This window comes from Acidaminococcus nyctereutis (genome assembly GCF_052216985.1).
Classification (GTDB): Bacteria; Bacillota; Negativicutes; order Acidaminococcales; family Acidaminococcaceae; genus Acidaminococcus; species Acidaminococcus fermentans_A.
In genome coordinates this window covers 67,067-83,844 of the sequence record NZ_JBQOUY010000006.1, presented here as the reverse complement: position 1 = coordinate 83,844, position 16,778 = coordinate 67,067, and the positions used below count along the sequence as shown (strand labels likewise).

17 protein-coding genes and 1 tRNA gene are annotated in these 16,778 nt (G+C 57.6%); 16 read left to right on the top strand and 2 right to left on the bottom strand.

The window, feature by feature from the left end; all coding sequences use genetic code 11:
* Positions 1–2: 2 nt before the first annotated feature.
* Positions 3–1,148 (bottom strand): M20 metallopeptidase family protein, encoded by a 1,146-nt coding sequence (locus ACTUHY_RS04940; protein WP_442826809.1) that lies wholly within the window; start codon positions 1,146–1,148, stop codon positions 3–5.
* Positions 1,149–1,396: 248 nt separating this feature from the next.
* On the opposite strand from ACTUHY_RS04940, the gene ACTUHY_RS04935 reads away from it, so the two are divergent.
* The 10 genes from ACTUHY_RS04935 to ACTUHY_RS04890 all read left to right on the top strand — a co-directional run bounded on the left by ACTUHY_RS04935 (position 1,397) and on the right by ACTUHY_RS04890 (position 7,631).
* The gene (locus ACTUHY_RS04935; protein WP_442826808.1) at positions 1,397–1,834 is read left to right on the top strand and encodes an Rrf2 family transcriptional regulator; all 438 of its coding nucleotides are present in this window, start codon (positions 1,397–1,399) and stop codon (positions 1,832–1,834) included.
* Positions 1,835–1,899: 65 nt separating this feature from the next.
* Positions 1,900–1,974 (top strand) — tRNA-Arg (locus ACTUHY_RS04930).
* A 180-nt stretch (positions 1,975–2,154) separates the two neighbouring features.
* Complete coding sequence (locus ACTUHY_RS04925; protein WP_442826807.1) at positions 2,155–2,556, top strand: acyl-CoA thioesterase; 402 nt, start codon at positions 2,155–2,157, stop codon at positions 2,554–2,556.
* A complete protein-coding gene (locus ACTUHY_RS04920) occupies positions 2,553–3,092 on the top strand; it encodes a hypothetical protein (RefSeq protein WP_442826806.1) in 540 nt (179 codons plus the stop codon). The genes ACTUHY_RS04925 and ACTUHY_RS04920 overlap by 4 nt, the downstream gene beginning before the upstream one ends.
* The gene (locus tag ACTUHY_RS04915; RefSeq protein ID WP_278674612.1) at positions 3,085–3,729 is read left to right on the top strand and encodes a coenzyme F420-0:L-glutamate ligase; all 645 of its coding nucleotides are present in this window, start codon (positions 3,085–3,087) and stop codon (positions 3,727–3,729) included. Before ACTUHY_RS04920 ends, ACTUHY_RS04915 begins: the two co-directional genes overlap by 8 nt.
* A 183-nt stretch (positions 3,730–3,912) precedes the next feature.
* Positions 3,913–4,506 (top strand): RdgB/HAM1 family non-canonical purine NTP pyrophosphatase, encoded by a 594-nt coding sequence (gene rdgB, locus ACTUHY_RS04910; RefSeq protein ID WP_278674613.1) that lies wholly within the window; start codon positions 3,913–3,915, stop codon positions 4,504–4,506.
* Positions 4,485–4,985 (top strand): metallophosphoesterase family protein, encoded by a 501-nt coding sequence (locus ACTUHY_RS04905; protein ID WP_442826805.1) that lies wholly within the window; start codon positions 4,485–4,487, stop codon positions 4,983–4,985. The genes rdgB and ACTUHY_RS04905 overlap by 22 nt, the downstream gene beginning before the upstream one ends.
* Before the next feature lie 18 nt (positions 4,986–5,003).
* Positions 5,004–6,254, top strand: a complete 1,251-nt coding sequence (locus tag ACTUHY_RS04900) for an NAD(P)-dependent malic enzyme (RefSeq protein ID WP_442826804.1) — start codon at positions 5,004–5,006, stop codon at positions 6,252–6,254.
* 272 nt (positions 6,255–6,526) lie between these two features.
* Entirely contained in the window at positions 6,527–7,351 is an 825-nt protein-coding gene (locus tag ACTUHY_RS04895; RefSeq protein WP_442826803.1) for a MetQ/NlpA family ABC transporter substrate-binding protein, read from the top strand.
* A 10-nt stretch (positions 7,352–7,361) separates the two neighbouring features.
* Complete coding sequence (locus ACTUHY_RS04890) at positions 7,362–7,631, top strand: helix-turn-helix transcriptional regulator (protein WP_442826802.1); 270 nt, start codon at positions 7,362–7,364, stop codon at positions 7,629–7,631.
* Positions 7,632–7,635: 4 nt separating this feature from the next.
* On the opposite strand, the gene ACTUHY_RS04885 is transcribed toward ACTUHY_RS04890, so the two are convergent.
* Entirely contained in the window at positions 7,636–8,490 is an 855-nt protein-coding gene (locus ACTUHY_RS04885; RefSeq protein ID WP_442826801.1) for a LysR family transcriptional regulator, read from the bottom strand.
* A gap of 108 nt (positions 8,491–8,598) precedes the next feature.
* Here ACTUHY_RS04885 and ACTUHY_RS04880 point away from each other — a divergent pair, with 108 nt between their 5' ends.
* The 6 genes from ACTUHY_RS04880 (at position 8,599) to ACTUHY_RS04855 (ending at position 16,774) form a co-directional block, all read left to right on the top strand.
* Positions 8,599–10,356, top strand: coding sequence for an ABC transporter ATP-binding protein (locus ACTUHY_RS04880; RefSeq protein ID WP_442826800.1), 1,758 nt, complete (start codon positions 8,599–8,601; stop codon positions 10,354–10,356).
* Positions 10,356–12,098 carry an ABC transporter ATP-binding protein gene (locus ACTUHY_RS04875; RefSeq protein WP_442826799.1) on the top strand — a complete coding sequence of 581 codons (1,743 nt, stop codon included), beginning with the start codon at positions 10,356–10,358 and terminating at the stop codon, positions 12,096–12,098. Before ACTUHY_RS04880 ends, ACTUHY_RS04875 begins: the two co-directional genes overlap by 1 nt.
* Positions 12,099–12,197: 99 nt before the next feature.
* On the top strand, positions 12,198–12,524 hold the full coding sequence (locus ACTUHY_RS04870) for a hypothetical protein (RefSeq protein ID WP_442826798.1): 327 nt from the start codon (positions 12,198–12,200) through the stop codon (positions 12,522–12,524).
* A gap of 142 nt (positions 12,525–12,666) precedes the next feature.
* Complete coding sequence (locus ACTUHY_RS04865) at positions 12,667–14,238, top strand: DUF4127 family protein (RefSeq protein WP_442826797.1); 1,572 nt, start codon at positions 12,667–12,669, stop codon at positions 14,236–14,238.
* 58 nt (positions 14,239–14,296) lie between these two features.
* Positions 14,297–15,595 carry an amidohydrolase gene (locus tag ACTUHY_RS04860; RefSeq protein ID WP_278674981.1) on the top strand — a complete coding sequence of 433 codons (1,299 nt, stop codon included), beginning with the start codon at positions 14,297–14,299 and terminating at the stop codon, positions 15,593–15,595.
* A gap of 9 nt (positions 15,596–15,604) precedes the next feature.
* Positions 15,605–16,774, top strand: a complete 1,170-nt coding sequence (locus tag ACTUHY_RS04855; protein WP_278674983.1) for a hypothetical protein — start codon at positions 15,605–15,607, stop codon at positions 16,772–16,774.
* Positions 16,775–16,778 lie beyond the last annotated feature (4 nt).

The window sequence follows — 16,778 nt, the reverse complement described above, 5'->3', positions numbered from 1 at the left end:
ATTCAATCCTCCGCCAGCTTCAGGAACAGGGAAACCGGGGTCCGGAGGATATGATCATTGAAGTCATATTCCGGGCGGTGGGGAATGGGCCAGTCTTCGCCATTGCCGACGTAAAAAATCGCGCCCGGGCAGACCTTTAGATACCAGCCGAAATCTTCGGAAGGCCGCCAGGGCTCATCCATGGGAGCCAGCTCCAGGCCCAGGCTGCGGGCGGCGGTGCGGATCCGTTCTGCACAGTCGGAGTCGTTGACCGTAGCCGGAAACGGATCGGATTCTGTGAAGGCAACTGAGAGAGCAGCCATTTTGCCCAACCGGAGTGCTTCCTCTCGGAGACGGTTTTCCATCTGGGCCAGGTCTTCTTCCGCATCCGCCCGGAAGGTGAAGGAAATTTCCCCTTCTCCTGGCGAAATGCCGAAATTGCGACCCCCCAGATTGACTCCTACAATGGTGAGGAGGAGCGTCCTTTCCTGCCCGTTTTGGGCCTCTTCTGCCAGACGATCGGCCAAAAGGATCATCCGGGCCAGAGGGGGAGCCGGGTTTTTGCCATTTTCCGGAGCACCGGCATGGGTTTCCTTGCCCAGGAATCGGATGGTGAGCCCTTTGGAGGCGCACTGGGTCAGTCCATCCCGGACCATCACGGCATTTTCCGGATAGCCGCTGAGATTGTGGAAGGCGTAGACTTCTCCGATCCCTGCGTCCTGGAGAAAGTCTGCACAGGGCTTTCCCCCGGCACCGGTTTCCTCCGCTGACTGGAAGATGAGATACACTGGCCGCTGGATCTTCCTGTCGTGTTCCAAGAGCAGAGACAGGGCCGCCAGCGCAGCAGAATGGCCGTCGTGGCCGCATTTATGGGCGACGCCTTCAGCCTGGGACCCATAGGGCAGGGACAGGGTCTCCGGGATGGGCAGGGCGTCCATATCTGCCCGGAATCCGATGGGCGGCTTCCCGTTACGCACAGCTGGTTCGTACAATGCGCAGAACCAGTCTCCCTGGTCGATTACTTGCAGATCTGTATGTTCCCTGATGAAATCCATCAGGCGTTTTTTTGTCTCTCTTTCCTGTCCGGACAGTTCCGGATGGGCGTGGAGGGCATGGCGCAGCTGGATGATTTTATGCCAGTCGATCTGATTGAGTATTTCTTGTTCCATCAATGGATAGGTCCTTTCTGTCAAAACAGGAAAAGGGATCCTGTCCTTTTCCCATCGATTTCGTATCATTATAGTACTACGAAAGAAGGGGAAAAGATACAGATTCCTTATTTTCAGATAAAAGAAAAGAGAGAAGAGATGTAATTCCTTGTAAACGATACTCTGCTGCTGGAAAAGGTCTCATTTGCCATTCCGGGCCCCGGCTTGCTATAATAAGGACAGAAACCAACGAAAGGAACGGACCCTCTATGCAGGTATCGACCAAATTCACCATAGCCATCCACATCTTGGCTGTGGCTGTTTATTTTAGGAAAGACTATAAGGTAACTAGTGACTTCCTGGCCGGCAGTATCGGCTGCAATCCGGTGATCGTCCGGAATCTCATGAAACAGCTGAAGGAGGCCGGGCTGATTTCCGTCCGCCGGGGTCCGGGAGGGGTGGAAGTGACCCGTCCTTTGGAACAGATCACTTTCTACGATGTGTACGAAGCGGTGGAAACCAGCAAAGACAAGCTGTTCAATTTCCACGACAGCCCTAATCCCCAATGCCCAGTAGGCCGGAACATCCACCAGGCCTTGGACGGAAAGCTCCAGGAGATCCAGAACCAGTTCGAAGAGGAACTCCGCAGGCACAATCTGGCGGAAGTGGTGGGGGACCTGGAAAATGCCATCAGGAAGGAATCATAAAAAAAGTAGAAAAATCCCTTGCATCTTTTGGGGTACTCTGCTATAATAATATTCGTTCGGTAAACACGCCCGTAGCTCAGTGGATAGAGCAACGGCCTCCGGAGCCGTGTGCGGTGGTTCGATTCCACTCGGGCGTACCATTTGAAACTTGCCTCATAGTTCGCGTCAGCGGGGTATGAGGTTTTTTGTTATCTTGGGTTCTTTTTTCAGATAACCGGGCAAAGGAAAAAGTGCTATAATAAAAAAGCTGTCAATCCATGGGAAGCAGATGCCCCATGAGGGAGAAAAGAGGTTATGCCGTGGTTAGTATCACAGATCGTGTGCGCTTTTCAGAAACTGATTTGATGGCAGTGGTCCATCATACCAATTATCTGCGCTGGTTCGAAATGGGGCGTGTGGCCTATTTCCGTCAGGCCGGCATCGACCTGAATCAGCTGCGGGAAGCTGGGTATATGGTCCCCATCGTCGAAGTCCAATGCAAATACCGTCAGTCAGCCCGTTTCGATGATGTGTATGAGATCCAGACCACGCTGACGGCCTGCAGCCGGGCCATGATCCAGTTCAGCTACCGGGTCCTCCGGAAAGCGGATGGTGCGCTGCTGGCGGAAGGCCGTTCCAAGAACGCCTTCGTGAATCTGGAGGGGAAAGTGGAACGGCTGGCACCCAAGTATTATGAAAAACTGCAGCAGCTGGCTGCACAAGAAAGGGAGATCCAAGCATGATCAATGTGATTTTACTGATCCTGGGACTGTGTGTCCTGGGCCTTTTGGTGATGACCGTCTACGCGGCTCTGAAGCCCACCGATGCCACCCGCGTGGTGGTGGAGGAGAAGACTCCGCTAAAACTGGAGTACCTGGACCATGACAAAGCCGTACTGTCTTTTGAGGTGCCTCTTCGGAACAAGAGTCCGGAAAGCGCTGCCGTGACGGATTGTTTCGTCCGTCCCTATCTGCCCCAGGAACAGTTCCCGGATGCCTGGTGCACCGGCAACGTGGAAAAAAGCGACCGGCGCCGGAACGACCATTATTTCGAAGCCCTGGTACTGAAAGAATGGTCCGAATGGACCCTGATCGTCACCCTGACCCTCCGGGCCCGGAACGGCAAGGATATGCGGGACATCCTGAACCGGATGGTGGATGTGGATGCGGCCATCTTCCTCTGCGGTGTAGGCCGGAAAGCCCATTATGTGCGGAAATATTTCTTCACCGTCTTTGCGGATGAACTGAAAAAACTGGCAGGGGGTGCCTACAATGGCTGAGAAATATGAAATCGTTCCTATTCCTACCCGGATCCTCACCGTCCACGATAATATCGTGGACGCGGTACGGGAGTTCGGCGGCGACAAGATCGGTCCCCGGGACGTGGTCTGTGTGGCAGAAAGTGTGGTGGCCATCACCCAGAACCGGGCCATCCGTCCTGAGACCCTGAAGATTTCCTTTGCTGCCAAAGTCCTGAGCCAGCTCTTCCCCGGAGTGGGGAGCATCGGGAACTGGTCTGCTATGCAGAGCCTGCTCAACGAATCTGGCACCCTGAAAGTACTGTTCGCCGTGGTGGTGGGCTTCTTTGCCAAATGCCTGGGCAGGAACGGGGTGTTCTACCAGCTGGGCGGGGAACAGGCCCGGCTCATCGACGACATCACCGGCACCATGCCTCCTTATGACAAACACATCGTCCTGGGCCCCAAGAACCCGGTACGGGTCTCCGAAAGCATCAAAGCGGGGCTGGGCTGCTTCGGGGCGGCGGTAGCGGACGTGAACGACCTGAAACGGTCCTGCTGCCTGGGCTGCACCAAAGGAGTGGATCCTCGTCTGGTAGAAAAGATCCTCATCGACAACCCCTTCGGCAACGACAGCCAGAAGACGCCGATTTGTGTGATCAAGAACTATATCGATTAACCTGCGGAGCAGGTTAATCGATGAGCCGCATAGCGGCTCGGGCCCGAGCCTCGTGGCCCGAGAACTCAAAAAGGGACTGTTGCGTATGCGACAGCCCCTTTTTTGCATAAATGGAACTTTTCCCTCTGGATTTATCCCCCCATAACAGGTACAATAACAGTTGTAGAAAAGGTAGGTGAAACGATGTTGGAAGTTGTAATCGCAACCCATAATCTGGGCAAAGTAGAGGAATTCAAGTCGCTGATGGATGAACTCGGCATCACCTTTACCTGCCTCAGTGATTATCCGCCCGTCCCGGAACCGGAGGAAACGGGCAGGACTTTTGCGGCCAATGCCCGGCTGAAGGCCCGGTACTATGCCAAAGCCCTGGGCAAGGTATGCCTGGCTGACGATTCCGGGCTGGAAGTCCTGAGCCTGAAAGGAGCCCCCGGTGTCCGGTCCGCCCGCTATGCTGGAGAAAAAGCCACGGATGAAGAGAACAACAATCTGCTCCTGGCCAATATGAAGATGCAGGTCCGGCGGAACTGCCGGTTCTTCTGCGCCCTGGCCATGGCCAATCCGGAAGGACGGATCCTGGCGGAGAGTGCCGGGATCTGTGACGGGATCCTCCTCCATGAGCCCCATGGGACCAATGGATTCGGCTATGATCCCCTGTTCTGGTCCACAGAACTCCATAAGCCCCTGGGAGAAGCTACCATGGAAGAAAAGAATGGCATCAGCCACCGGGCCAAGGCTATCCGGAAGCTGGTGAACCAATGGAAAAGGATGAACAAATGAAGATCGGCGTGGTCAGTGATACCCACGGAGATCTCCACGCCCTGGAGGCCGTCCTGGATCAGGCCGGGGAAGTGGATCTCTGGCTCCATGCCGGAGATTACAGCCAGGACGCCCCTTTCCTCGAAGAGGCTTCCGGGATCCCGGTCTATGCAGTCTGCGGCAACTGTGACAGCTATGAGGACCGGGCTCCGGCGGAACTGGTGACGAAACAGCTGGGGTTCACCCTGGCCATGACCCACGGCCACCGGTATGTCCGGTACAATGACTGGAGCCGGCTCTTCTACTGGGGGGAAGAAAAAAAGGCGGATGTGGTGATCTTCGGCCATATCCATATCCCGGTGGACCGGGAAGAAGACGGGATCCTGCTGATCAATCCGGGAAGCCCCAGCCGTCCCCGGAACGGGGTGCCCAGTTTCGGCATCCTGACACTGGAAGCAGGGAAAAAGCCGGTGTTTGAAGTACATACACTGCGTGTGTAAGGAAAGGAGCTTCGTAAAATGGCAAATACGGAAGAACTGAACAAAGAGGCACTGGAACTCCATGCCAAAAACCACGGGAAACTGGAAGTACGCTGTAAGGTGCCTTTGGAGAACGGCCATGATCTGTCCCTGGCCTATACTCCGGGGGTAGCCGAACCCTGCCGGAAGATCAAAGAAAATCCGGATCTGTCTTTTGAATATACCTGGCGGGGCAATATGGTAGCTGTGATCAGTGACGGCACCCGGGTCTTGGGACTGGGCGATATCGGACCGGAAGCGGCCATGCCCGTCATGGAAGGGAAGGCCGTGCTGTACAAGAAGTTCGGGGATGTGGATTCCGTGCCCATCTGCATCGATGCAAAGGATCCTGACGAATTCGTCAATATCGTGGAAAGACTCCAGCCTTCTTTCGGGGGCATCAACCTGGAAGACATCTCTTCTCCCAAATGCTATGCGGTAGAAGCGGAACTGATCAAACGCTGCAAGATCCCTGTCTTCCATGATGACCAGCATGGGACGGCCATCATCGCCTGCGCAGCTGTCCTGGGGGCCCTGCGCTATGTGAAGAAGGACATCGAAAAGGTAAAAGTGGTGGTCAACGGCTGCGGTGCTGCCGGTTCTGCCATCGGCAAACTGCTGGTGCGCCTGGGTGTGAAAAACCTGACCATGATCGACGTCCACGGGGCTGTCTATGAAGGCCGTCCAGGAGAGATGGACATGGCCACCGCGTATCTGGCCAGTGTCACCAACCAGCGCCATTACCAGGGCGATCTGAAAGGGGCCGTAAAGGGAGCCGATGTGCTCCTGGGAGTTTCGGCTCCCCGGCTGTTCACCAAAGAAGTGATCCAGAGCATGAACGAGGATGCCATCGTTTTCGCCCTGGCCAATCCGGTGCCGGAAACCACCTATGAAGAAGCCAAAGCAGACGGGGCTGCCGTAGCCGGGACGGGCCGGAGCGATGCGCCCAACCAGGTGAACAATGTGTGCGTGTTCCCTGGAGTATTCCGGGGAGCCCTGGATGTGCGGGCTTCTGCCATCACGGAAGAGATGAAAGTGGCTGCGGTGAAAGCTATCACTGGCTTGATCCCTGATGACGAACTCCGGGAAGACTATGTGGTGCCTGGCGCCTTCGACCGGCGGATAGTCCCGGCCATCGCCGCTGCTGTAGCCAAAGTGGCCATGGAACAAGGAATCGCCCGGATCAAACGGGACCCGGAAGACATCCGGAAAGAAGCCGCAGAACGGGTGGCACGGAACTGGAATGCATGAGGCTGTCACGAAGTGACAGCCGGGGTCGCGAGCCGCGGGTCACGGGTCCCGGGCTTAGATTGCTGAAAGCGTTAGCTCCGTTTCTTGTCTTCCAGAGCGACAGGAAGACAGGATAACGCATAAAAATCAAATGGAAACACAGAACGGGAAGCGTATCCTTGGAGAAACAGACCGGACTTTTGCCATGGCAGGGACCGGCCCGCGACTCATGGCTCGTGACCCGCGAACGGCTGCTTTCTGCAGAAAGCAGCCTCTAAAGGAGGAAAAGAACGATGAAAAAAATGGCACTGGTACTGGCCGGGCTCCTGGCTCTGGCCGGCATCGCCGGGGGCTGCGGCGGGAGTTCCACTGGCAGCAAGCCGGCAGGGGGAGATAAGAAAGTGGTCCTGAAGGTGGGCGCATCCCCGGTTCCTCATGCGGAGATCCTGGAAAAAGTGAAGCCGCTCCTGGCCAAGGACGGAGTGGATCTCCAGGTGGTTGAATTCACCGATTACGTAAAGCCCAACCTGAGCCTCAGCGATAAGGAAATCGATGCTAACTTCTTCCAGCATCTGCCGTATCTGGAAAAGTTCTGCAAAGACCGGAACCTGTCCCTGATTTCTGTGGGCAAAGTCCACATCGAACCCATGGGAGTGTATTCCCGGAAAATCAAAGATATCAAAGCTATACCTGACGGCGCGAAAGTAGCAATCCCCAACGATCCCACCAACGGGGGCCGGGCTCTGGCCATCCTGGAAAAGGCCGGTCTCCTGAAACTGAAGGAAGGGGTCGGGGTACTGGCCACCGCCAACGACATCGTGGAGAACCCCAAGAACCTCCAGATCACCGAAGCAGAAGCTGCCATGCTGCCCCGGACCTTGGATGATGTGGATCTAGCCGTAATCAACTCTAACTTCGCCATGGAAGCCAAGCTGAATCCCACCAAAGATGCTCTGTTCATCGAAGCCAAAGATTCTCCTTACGCCAACATTGTCGCCGTCCGCAAAGGGGACGAAAACCGTCCGGAAATCCAGAAACTGATGAAAGCCCTGAACAGCCCGGAAGTGAAGAAATTCATCGAAGAGAAATACAAGGGTGCCATAGTTCCGGCATTCTGAGGTCCGTGTCATGCCCAACACCATCGTTTATGAAGACGGAACGGCTTTCCATCCAGGTTCCTATCTGGAAGACCTGCTTACCGAATGGGAGATGACGCCGGTCCAGTTTGCCCATAAGCTGGGGAAACCGGTGGAAACCGTCGAGCAGCTGCTGGAAGGGGTCATTCCAGTGGACTTGGAACTGGCCAGCAAATTGGAGGAAGCCACGGAAATCAGTGCGGCAGCCTGGCTGAACCTGCAGTTCATGTTCGATGAGAAAGTGGAAGCCCACAAGAAATAACAGTTCAATAGTTCGTCCAAAACAGACGGGCGGTCTCGTGGAGAGGCCGCCCTTTTTTGCGCACCAGGCAGACCTGGCTGGCCAGAGCGGCTTCTTCCACCGGCACCGCTGTGAGCCCATGGCTCAGAGAGACCACCGATTCCGGCACAAGGGCGATTCCCAGCCCCGCCTGGGCCCATTGGAGGCAGCTGCGGGCATCATCGGCCAGGCAGCGGAAATACAAGGAAAAGTTCCGCTTCCGGCAGCTTTCCTGGATGATCTGTTCCCAGCGCCGATAGCCCAAAAGGGCCAGATCCTGGAGGGCTTCCAGGGTAAGGGAATCCGGCAGAGGAGAGGGAAACAGATCCCGGATCCCCACAGCGCAGAAATTTTCCTGGCAAAGGATCTTCCGGTCCACGCGGGACAGGGAAAAAGGCGTCCGGATCAAGGCCAGGTCGATGGTCTCTTTTTCCAGGGCATCCAGCAGCTGGTATGTATTCCCTTCGTACAGCTGGAAAGAAATCTCGGGATATTTCTGGAGAAAATACCGGACTCCCCGGAAAAACCGTTCCCCGGATCCGGAGGAGATCATCCCTAGGTGGAGGCTGCCTTTCTTCCCCAGCTGGAAATTCTTCATGTCTTCCTGAGCGGCCAAGGTCAGGCTCTGGATCCGTTTGGCTGTGTCGTAGAGGCTTTTTCCTGCTTCGGTGAGGCGGATCTTCCGGCTGCCCCGTTCCAGGAGACGGACCCCGCACTGGGCTTCCAGCCGCTGGAGCTGGAGGGACACTGGGGGCTGGGTCAGGTTCAGCCGCCGGGCTCCGGCGGAGATGGACCCTTCTTCCACCACGGCGATGAGACAGTTCAGCTGTTCCAGGTTCATACTGCATCCTCCTATATTAAAAATATATGGTTACAAATAAATTCAATATCTATTATATAGCAATCCAGGTGGTAAGATAAAGGCAGTCCAAAAAATGAGGTGCGTAACATGAAAAAATTCCAGCCCTATTTCCGGGGCTATGGCCGGGATTGCTTCCTGGCCCCTCTGTTCAAACTGCTGGAAGCTCTGATGGATCTGGCGGTGCCCCTGGTGATCGCGGCTATGATCGACCGGGGACTCCCCACTGGCGATACCGACTTCCTGTTCCGCTGTTTCCTGGTGCTCATGGGACTCATGGTCCTGGGCATGGGCTTTTCCTTCACCGCCCAGTATTTTGCTGCCCGGGGAAGCGTGGGGGTGGTGACCCGGCTCCGGCAGGCCCTGTTCGACCACATCCAGGGACTGTCCTACCGGGAACTGGATACCCTGGGCTCCGATACCCTGATCACCCGGCTCACCAGTGATGTGACCCAGGTCCAGACAGGACTGAACCTGGCCCTGCGGCTGCTGCTCCGGAGCCCCTTCATCGTCTTCGGGTCCATGGTCATGGCCTTCTTCATCGATGTGCCCAGTGCCCTGGTGTTCGCCATTTCCATCCCTCTGCTCCTCATTGTGGTGCTGGGGATCATGAGCCGGAGCATCCCCCTGTTCAAACGGGTCCAGGAAGCCCTGGACCGGCTGCTCCAGACTACCCGGGAAAACCTCACCGGGGTCCGGGTGATCCGGGCTTTCTGCCGGGAAAAGGCAGAGGTGGAGGAATTCGACAGCCGGAACACCGACTTGACCCGGAAGAACCTCCATGTGGGTCGCTGGTCCGCATTGATGGCCCCGGGCACCTATCTCCTGGTGAACCTGGCTACTGTGGTGCTGATCCGCCAGGGAGCCCTCCGGGTGGAGATGGGAGCCATGGCCCAGGGAGATGTGGTGGCCCTGTACAATTATATGGCCCAGATGATCATCGAACTGGTGAAACTGGGCAGTATGGTGATCACATTGAATAAATCGGCAGCCTGTGCAAGCCGCATCCAGGGTATCCTGGAGGTGAAAAGCTCCATGACCTGTCCTTCTGCTGACGGATCCCTTCAACCGGTAAGCGGGGGACCGGCCGTGGCTTTCCATCACGTATCCTTTGGCTATGCAGGGGGCGCTGAAGCCGTCACAGGTCTGGATTTTACCATTCCCAAAGGCTATACGGTCGGGATCATCGGGGGTACCGGCAGCGGTAAGACCACCCTGGTGAACCTGATCCCCCATTTCTATGATGTGACCCGGGGACGGGTGGAAGTGGGAGGACGGGACGTGCGGGCCTATCCTGCTGGCCGTCTCCTGGAAAAAATTGCCCTGGTGCCCCAGAAAGCCGTACTCTTTGAAGGCACCATCCGGGACAACCTGCGCTGGGGCAAGGCCGATGCCACCGATGAAGAACTCTGGCAGGCCCTGGAAACCGCCCAGGCCAAAGATGTGGTGCTGGGGAAGGAGGGACAGCTGGACGCCCTGGTGGAACAGGGGGGACGGAACCTGTCCGGAGGCCAGAAACAGCGGCTGACCATTGCCCGGGCCCTGGTGAAACACCCGGAGATCCTGATCCTGGATGATTCCGCCAGCGCCCTGGATTTTGCCACCGATCTCCATCTCCGCCAGGCCATCAAGTCCCTGGAAGGAGAGATGACCGTCTTCATCGTATCCCAGCGGACCAGCAGTGTCCGGCAGGCGGATCTGATCCTGGTGCTGGACGACGGGAAACTGGTGGGCCAGGGAACCCATCTCCAGCTGCTGGAAACCTGTCCGGTGTACCAGGAAATCTTCGATTCCCAGTATCCCGGCCGGCGAGCGGAAGAAATCCGCCAGGGAAAGGAGGAAGCCTGATGTCCATGGATCAAAACAAGTCCAGCTGGGTCACCCTGAAAAAAGTCTGGAAGATCATCGACGCTTATCGTCTGCTCCTTTTGGGGAGCTTGGTGCTGGCCGGGGCCTCCGTCGCTCTCCAGCTCTATGTGCCCATCTTGTTCGGCCGGGTCATCGACGGGATCCTGGGGCCGGGGCAGGTGGATTTCGCTCAGGTGGGCCGCTATACCACCCAGATCCTCTTGCTGGTGATCCTCTCCAGCCTGGCTACCTGGGCTATGAATCTCGTCAACAACAAACTGGCTTTCCATACGGTCCAGGATATCCGCAGCCGGGCCATCCGCCAGATCCAGCAGCTGCCCCTGTCCTTTTTGGACAGCCACAGCACCGGGGACCTGGTCCAACGGGTGATCGCCGATGTGGATCAGATCTCGGACGGGCTGCTCCTAGGGTTCACCCAGCTGTTTTCCGGGCTGGTGACCATTGGGCTGACCCTGTACTTCATGTTTTCTACCCACCGAAACATTTCCCTCTTGGTGATCCTCCTGACTCCCCTCAGCTTCCTGGTGGCGAGATTTATCGCCAGCCGGTCATACAAGCTGTTCCAGGCTCAGACAGCCATCCGGGGAAAGCAGACCGCCCTCATCAACGAAACCATCGGCAATGAAAAAGTGGTGAAGGCCTTCAGCCATGAAGCCCGTTCTTCCGCTCAGTTCCAAGCCATCAATGAAGACCTGCAGCAGGCCACTCAGGGAGCCCTGTTCTACAGTTCCCTCACCAATCCTTCCACTCGGGCAGTGAATAATGCCATCTATGCCTTGGTGGCCCTGGTGGGCTGCTGGGAGATCCTGGCCGGGGGTCTCACCGTGGGAGGGCTTACGGTACTGCTGTACTATGCCAACCAATATATGAAGCCCTTTACGGATATCAGCTCCGTGGTCACCGAGCTCCAGAATGCCCTGGCCTGTGCTGCCCGGGTGTTCGCCCTGATCGAGGAGACGCCCCAGAGCGCCGATCCGGACCGGAAGCTGGTGTTCCAGGAAGGCCGGATGGATATCAGCCACGTGTATTTTTCCTATGACAAAAAGAAGTCCCTCATCGAAGATTTCAATTTCCAGGTAGAACCAGGCCAGACCACGGCCATCGTAGGGCCCACTGGCTGCGGGAAGAGCACTTTCATCAATCTGCTCATGCGGTTCTACGATGTGGACCGGGGGACCATTGCCATCGACGGCCAGGATACGGGGAAAGTGGACCGCCATTCCCTCCGCCGGACCTATGGGATGGTGCTCCAGGAAACCTGGCTGAAACAGGGGAGCATCCGGGAGAACATCGCCTTCGGGAAGCCGGGAGCCACGGAAGAAGAAATCATCCGGGCCGCCCAGGAAGCCCATAGCTGGGAATTCATCCGCCGGCTGCCCCAGGGGCTGGATACGGTGGTGGATGACGACAGCCTGAGCCAGGGCCAGAAGCAGCTCCTGTGCATCACCCGGGTGATGCTGGCGCTGCCTCCTATGCTGATCCTGGATGAAGCCACTTCCAGCATCGATACCCGGACCGAGATCCAGATCCAGAACGCCTTTGCCAAGCTCATGGAAGGCCGGACCAGTTTCATCGTGGCCCATCGGCTCTCCACCATCCGCAGTGCCGACCGGATCTTGGTGATGAAAGACGGCAGGATCATCGAACAGGGGACCCACGAAAGCCTCATGGCCCAGGGCGGGTTCTATAAGGAACTGTATAACAGCCAGTTTGCGGGGTGAGAGAAGGCTGCTGCATGTGGTTTACACACCTGCAGCAGCCCTCTTGTCTTCCTTCCTCCAGCGTGCTACAATGGGGAAAATCTTGAAGGAGGGTCCGGTATGACTCGATTCCAGAAAATCGTCGTTGCCCTGCTGACCGTCAATATGCTGGCTACCGTGGGCCTGTATCTGCGCCTGGACAGCCAGGAGCTGCTGCTAGAAAAGGAAGTCCGCAGCATGAAACGGGATATCTTGGGGACCCGGTATGATGACACCAATCTGAAGAACAGCTTGGCCAGCCTGGAAAAACAGGTGGGGAAGCTGGGCGAAAATACCCGGAAAGCCATGGAAAGACCGGAAGCGCCGGCACCCAAACCGGAGCAGCCGGCACCCAAGACAAAGGCGTCCGGGATCCAGGGGTTCTTGGATAGACTGTTTGGGAAGTAAAAAGGGGATGCTGCTCAGGCAGCGATCCCATCAAACTGCAGAGCTAGTATACGGACCAAGAGACCGGGACCTGGGGATTTGTTTCCTCAGGTCCCGGCCTCTATGGTATAATGACACTATTCAAAGGAAAAGAGGTGGCATTTTGGGCTGGTGTAAAGGTGTTAGACTTTCTGTGGCACTGCTGGTGGGGCTCTGTGCGCCTGCTGCAGCAGAAAAACTGCTCTTCATCCCCTTGGACAACCGGCCAGTTTCCTTGGATTATACGGTGGACAGTTTCCGGAAGGCAGGGGTGCAGGTGGCGATCCCGCCCAGGGAATACCTGGCCAGTGACCGGCAGGCCGGGGACCCGGTGAAGCTTGCTAAGTGGCTGGAACAGGAAGCCAGGGGAGCGGACGGAGCGGTGGTTTCCCTGGATTCCCTGATTTACGGGGGCCTGGTCCCTTCCCGGACTCATGAAATGGATCCCTGGGTACTGGCCAAACGGGCAGAAGGGCTGCTGGCCTTCAAGGAGAGACACCCCGGGGTCCCGATCTATGGCTTCGGTACCATCATGCGGTCTCCCCGATGGAGCAGTGCCCCGGCAGAACCGGTCTATTATGCCCAGTACGGGCCCCAGATCTTCCGGTGGGGAGCCCTCCGGGACCGGCAGGAACAAGGACTGCTGACCCGGAAGGAGAAAAAGGAACTGGCCGGGCTGGAAAAAGATCTGCCTCTGGAAATCCGCCGGGATGTGCTGGAACGGCGGAAAAAGAACCTGTTCGTGCTGAAGGGTCTGGTCCGTGGCCTGGAAAAAGGGAAGCTGGATTATCTCCTGATCGGCCGGGATGATTCCGCTCCGTATTCCGAAGCCCATCGGGATGCCCGGGACCTGGAGAAATTCAGCGATCCGGCTTGCCGGTACAAGTTCCGGAGCTTTTCTGGAGCCGATGAACTGGGGATGGTGCTGCTGAACCGGGCCCTGAACAAAGCCCGGGGAGAGACCCCTCTGGTTTACGCGTACTACCATGAAGGAAAAGGACCGGATACGGTGGCCAGCTATGAGGACAGCCCTATCCGGACCAGTTATCGGCAGCATGTATTGGCTGCCGGCGGTTATCCCGCCCGGTGGGACAAACGGGCGGATCTGGTGCTGGGAATCTACACTCCGGCAGACGGGGTGACCCTGGGGGCGGATGATACTCGGAATGGGGAAACCCTGGATGCTGCAGGGGGGAGGTTCCTGGAAAAGACCCGGGACTATGTGCAGCGGGGGGCCAATGTGGGAATCGCCGACGTGGCCTTCGGGAACGGGAGCAGCCGGGGGTTGGTCCATGCCCTGCTGGAAGAGAAAGACGGCCGGGAACCCCTGGGGTATCAGCTGGGGTCCTATGCCGGCTGGAATACCGCCAGCAACAGCCTGGGATACGCTCTGGGCCAGGGAATGCTCCGGCCTGATCTGGGTGACCGGGAGCGGCAGGATCTTTTGACCGTGCGCTACCTGGATGACTGGCTGTACCAGAGCCGGGTCCGCCAAGAAGTGCGGAAGGAACTGATCTGGCCCCAAAAGTGGCCGGATGGGAAGCTCACCGCCAGCCAGACGGAACAGGCGGAAAAAATGGTGACGGAAAAGATGGTGCAGGAAGGAGCATCTCTCCTGGGCAAGCGGCCGGAACGATACCGCTACCGGCTGCCCTGGCACCGGACGTTCGAGGTTGAAGTGAAGAGTGCAGAGTGAAGAGGAGAGAGCAGCGGACCGCTGACAATCCAAGTACACATGCAGGGAGGAGAAAGAGATGACGTATTACGAGGAAGCCATGGGGATGAAGGACGAGATGATCCGGCGGCGGCGGGATTTCCACGCCCATCCGGAGACGGCCTGGACCGAATTCCGGACCACATCCCTCATCGCCGAAGAGCTGCAGGATCTGGGGTATGAAGTGCTGATGGGCAGCGACATACTGGATGAGGGGGCCCGGATGATGGTGCCCGATGAAAAGACCTTGAAGCAGTGTGCCCAGCGGGCCATCAAGGAAGGCGCCAATCCCATCCTGGTGGATAAGATGAAAGGGGGCATGACCGGCTGTGTGGGGATCATGCACTTTGCCAAACCAGGGAAGACCGTAGCCCTGCGGTTCGACATCGATTCCCTGTTCGTGGCGGAAGATCCGGCTCCCAGCCACCGGCCCAGCGCCCTGGGGTTCCAGTCCTGCCATCCGGGATTGATGCACGCTTGCGGCCATGACGGCCATGCCACTATCGGCCTGGCCGTGGCCAAACTGGTGGCCGCCCATAAAGACCGGATGGCCGGTACCCTGAAGATCTGCTTCCAGCCTGGTGAAGAAGGGGTGGTCGGGGCCAAAAGCATGGTCCAGAGCGGCATCGTGGACGATGTGGATTATTTCCTCAGCGGGCACATCGGCCTGGGGGATTACCGTGACGGTTCCCTGGTCTGCATGACCCGGGGCTTTTTGGCCACGGACAAGCTGGATGCGGTGTTCACCGGCGCCCCCAGCCACGCCGGAGCTGAACCGGAAAAAGGGAAGAATGCCCTGTTGGCAGCGGCCCAGGCGGCCATCTCCCTCCATACCATCAGCCGGCACAGCGGGGGAGCTTCCCGGATCAATGTGGGGGTCCTGGAAGCCGGTACGGGACGGAATGTGATCCCGGCCAACGGGCTGATCAAATTCGAGACCCGGGGCGAAACCGCGGAAATCAACGATTTCATGGTCCGGGAAGCCCGGAGGATGGTCCGGGCCACCGCCCAGCTCTATGATGTGGATGTGGAGCTCCTGCCCCGGGGCAGTGCCACTTCTTCCAATTCCTCTCCGGAAATGGGTGAAGAGATCTATGGGCTGATCGAGCCTCTCCACGTGTACAACCATGTGGTGAAGGAACAGAAAGTCAGCGGCAGCGAGGACTGCTGCTATTTCATGAGCCGGGTCCAGGAACATGGGGGCCAGGCCGTATACATGCTGTACGGCACCGAAGAAGCCGCCGGCCATCACCAGAGCGATTTCGACTTCAACGAAGACGTCCTGCCCCGGACTGCCGGGACCATCGCCCTTTTGGTAGAGCATTTCGGGAATAAGTGAGGAAAATCCATGGGAAGCATTGTTTCGTTAACGGCACTGTTCTGTATCTATGCGATCAGTGAACTGATCGCCATGCGCACCCGGGCCATCCTGTCCACGGTGCTGGGGATCTCGGTGATCCTCCTGGCCGGGTTCTGGTCCGGCATCCTGCCCCAGACCATTATCAAGGACGCCCAGGTATCCGGCATCGGCATGGGAGTGGTGGGGATGCTCATCGTTTCCATGGGGACCACCATCGATTTCGCGGAGCTGAAGCAGGAGTGGAAAGTGGTGGTCACTTCCATCCTCTGCGTGGTCTTTGCGGTGGCGGCCATCATCCTCCTGGGCTCTTTCGTCATGGATCCCAAGATTGCCATTTCCGGTTCTCCCATCTTCGCCGGGGGCAATGCGGCCACCCTGATTATGCTGGCGGCGGCCAAGGAGAAGGGGCTGTCCTATGTAGGGACGTTCTGTCTGGTGCTGCTGGTGACCCAGAAATTCTTCGGGATCCCCATCGCTTCTTTTGCCCTCCGTCATCTGGCCCGTCAATTGCGGCTGGATCAAGATTTTGTGAACCGGTACAGCGAAGAGGCGGAAAAAGCAGCCGCTGCCGCCCAGAAGCGTCCCCTGGCCCTGCCTTCTGCTTTTGCTAAGCCGTCCGTCTACCTGGCCAAGCTGGGGCTGGTGGCCACTCTTTCCTTCTATGCCGCCAAACTCACCGGGGGCCATATCCATTACCTGGTGATGTGCCTGCTCCTGGGGACCTTGTTCTTTGCCTTGGGCTTTTTGGATAAAGGGATCCTGGCCAAGACCCAGTCCAGTGGGCTGATCATCTTCTTCGTGACCATCGTGATCTTTTCCAACCTGGGGGCTACCACTCCCAAGCAGGTCCTTTCTGTGCTGCCTCCTCTGGTCTGGTCCGCCGTCCTGGGGGTGGCAGGTCTGTGTCTGGCGGCGGCCCTGTGCAGCCGGCTGTTCCGGATGCCTTTCCCCCTGGCCGTCTCTCTGGGGATCACCTGTACCTTCGGGTTCCCCACTACCATGCTGATTTCCCAGGAAGTGGCAGAGGCCATGGGGGAGACGGAGGAACAGCGGAAAGCGCTCCTGAACTTCTTGCTGCCCAAGATGCTGGTAGCCGGGTTCGTGACGGTGACCATCACCTCCGTGGTCCTGGCAGGATTTGTAGTGAATATCTTATAAAAGG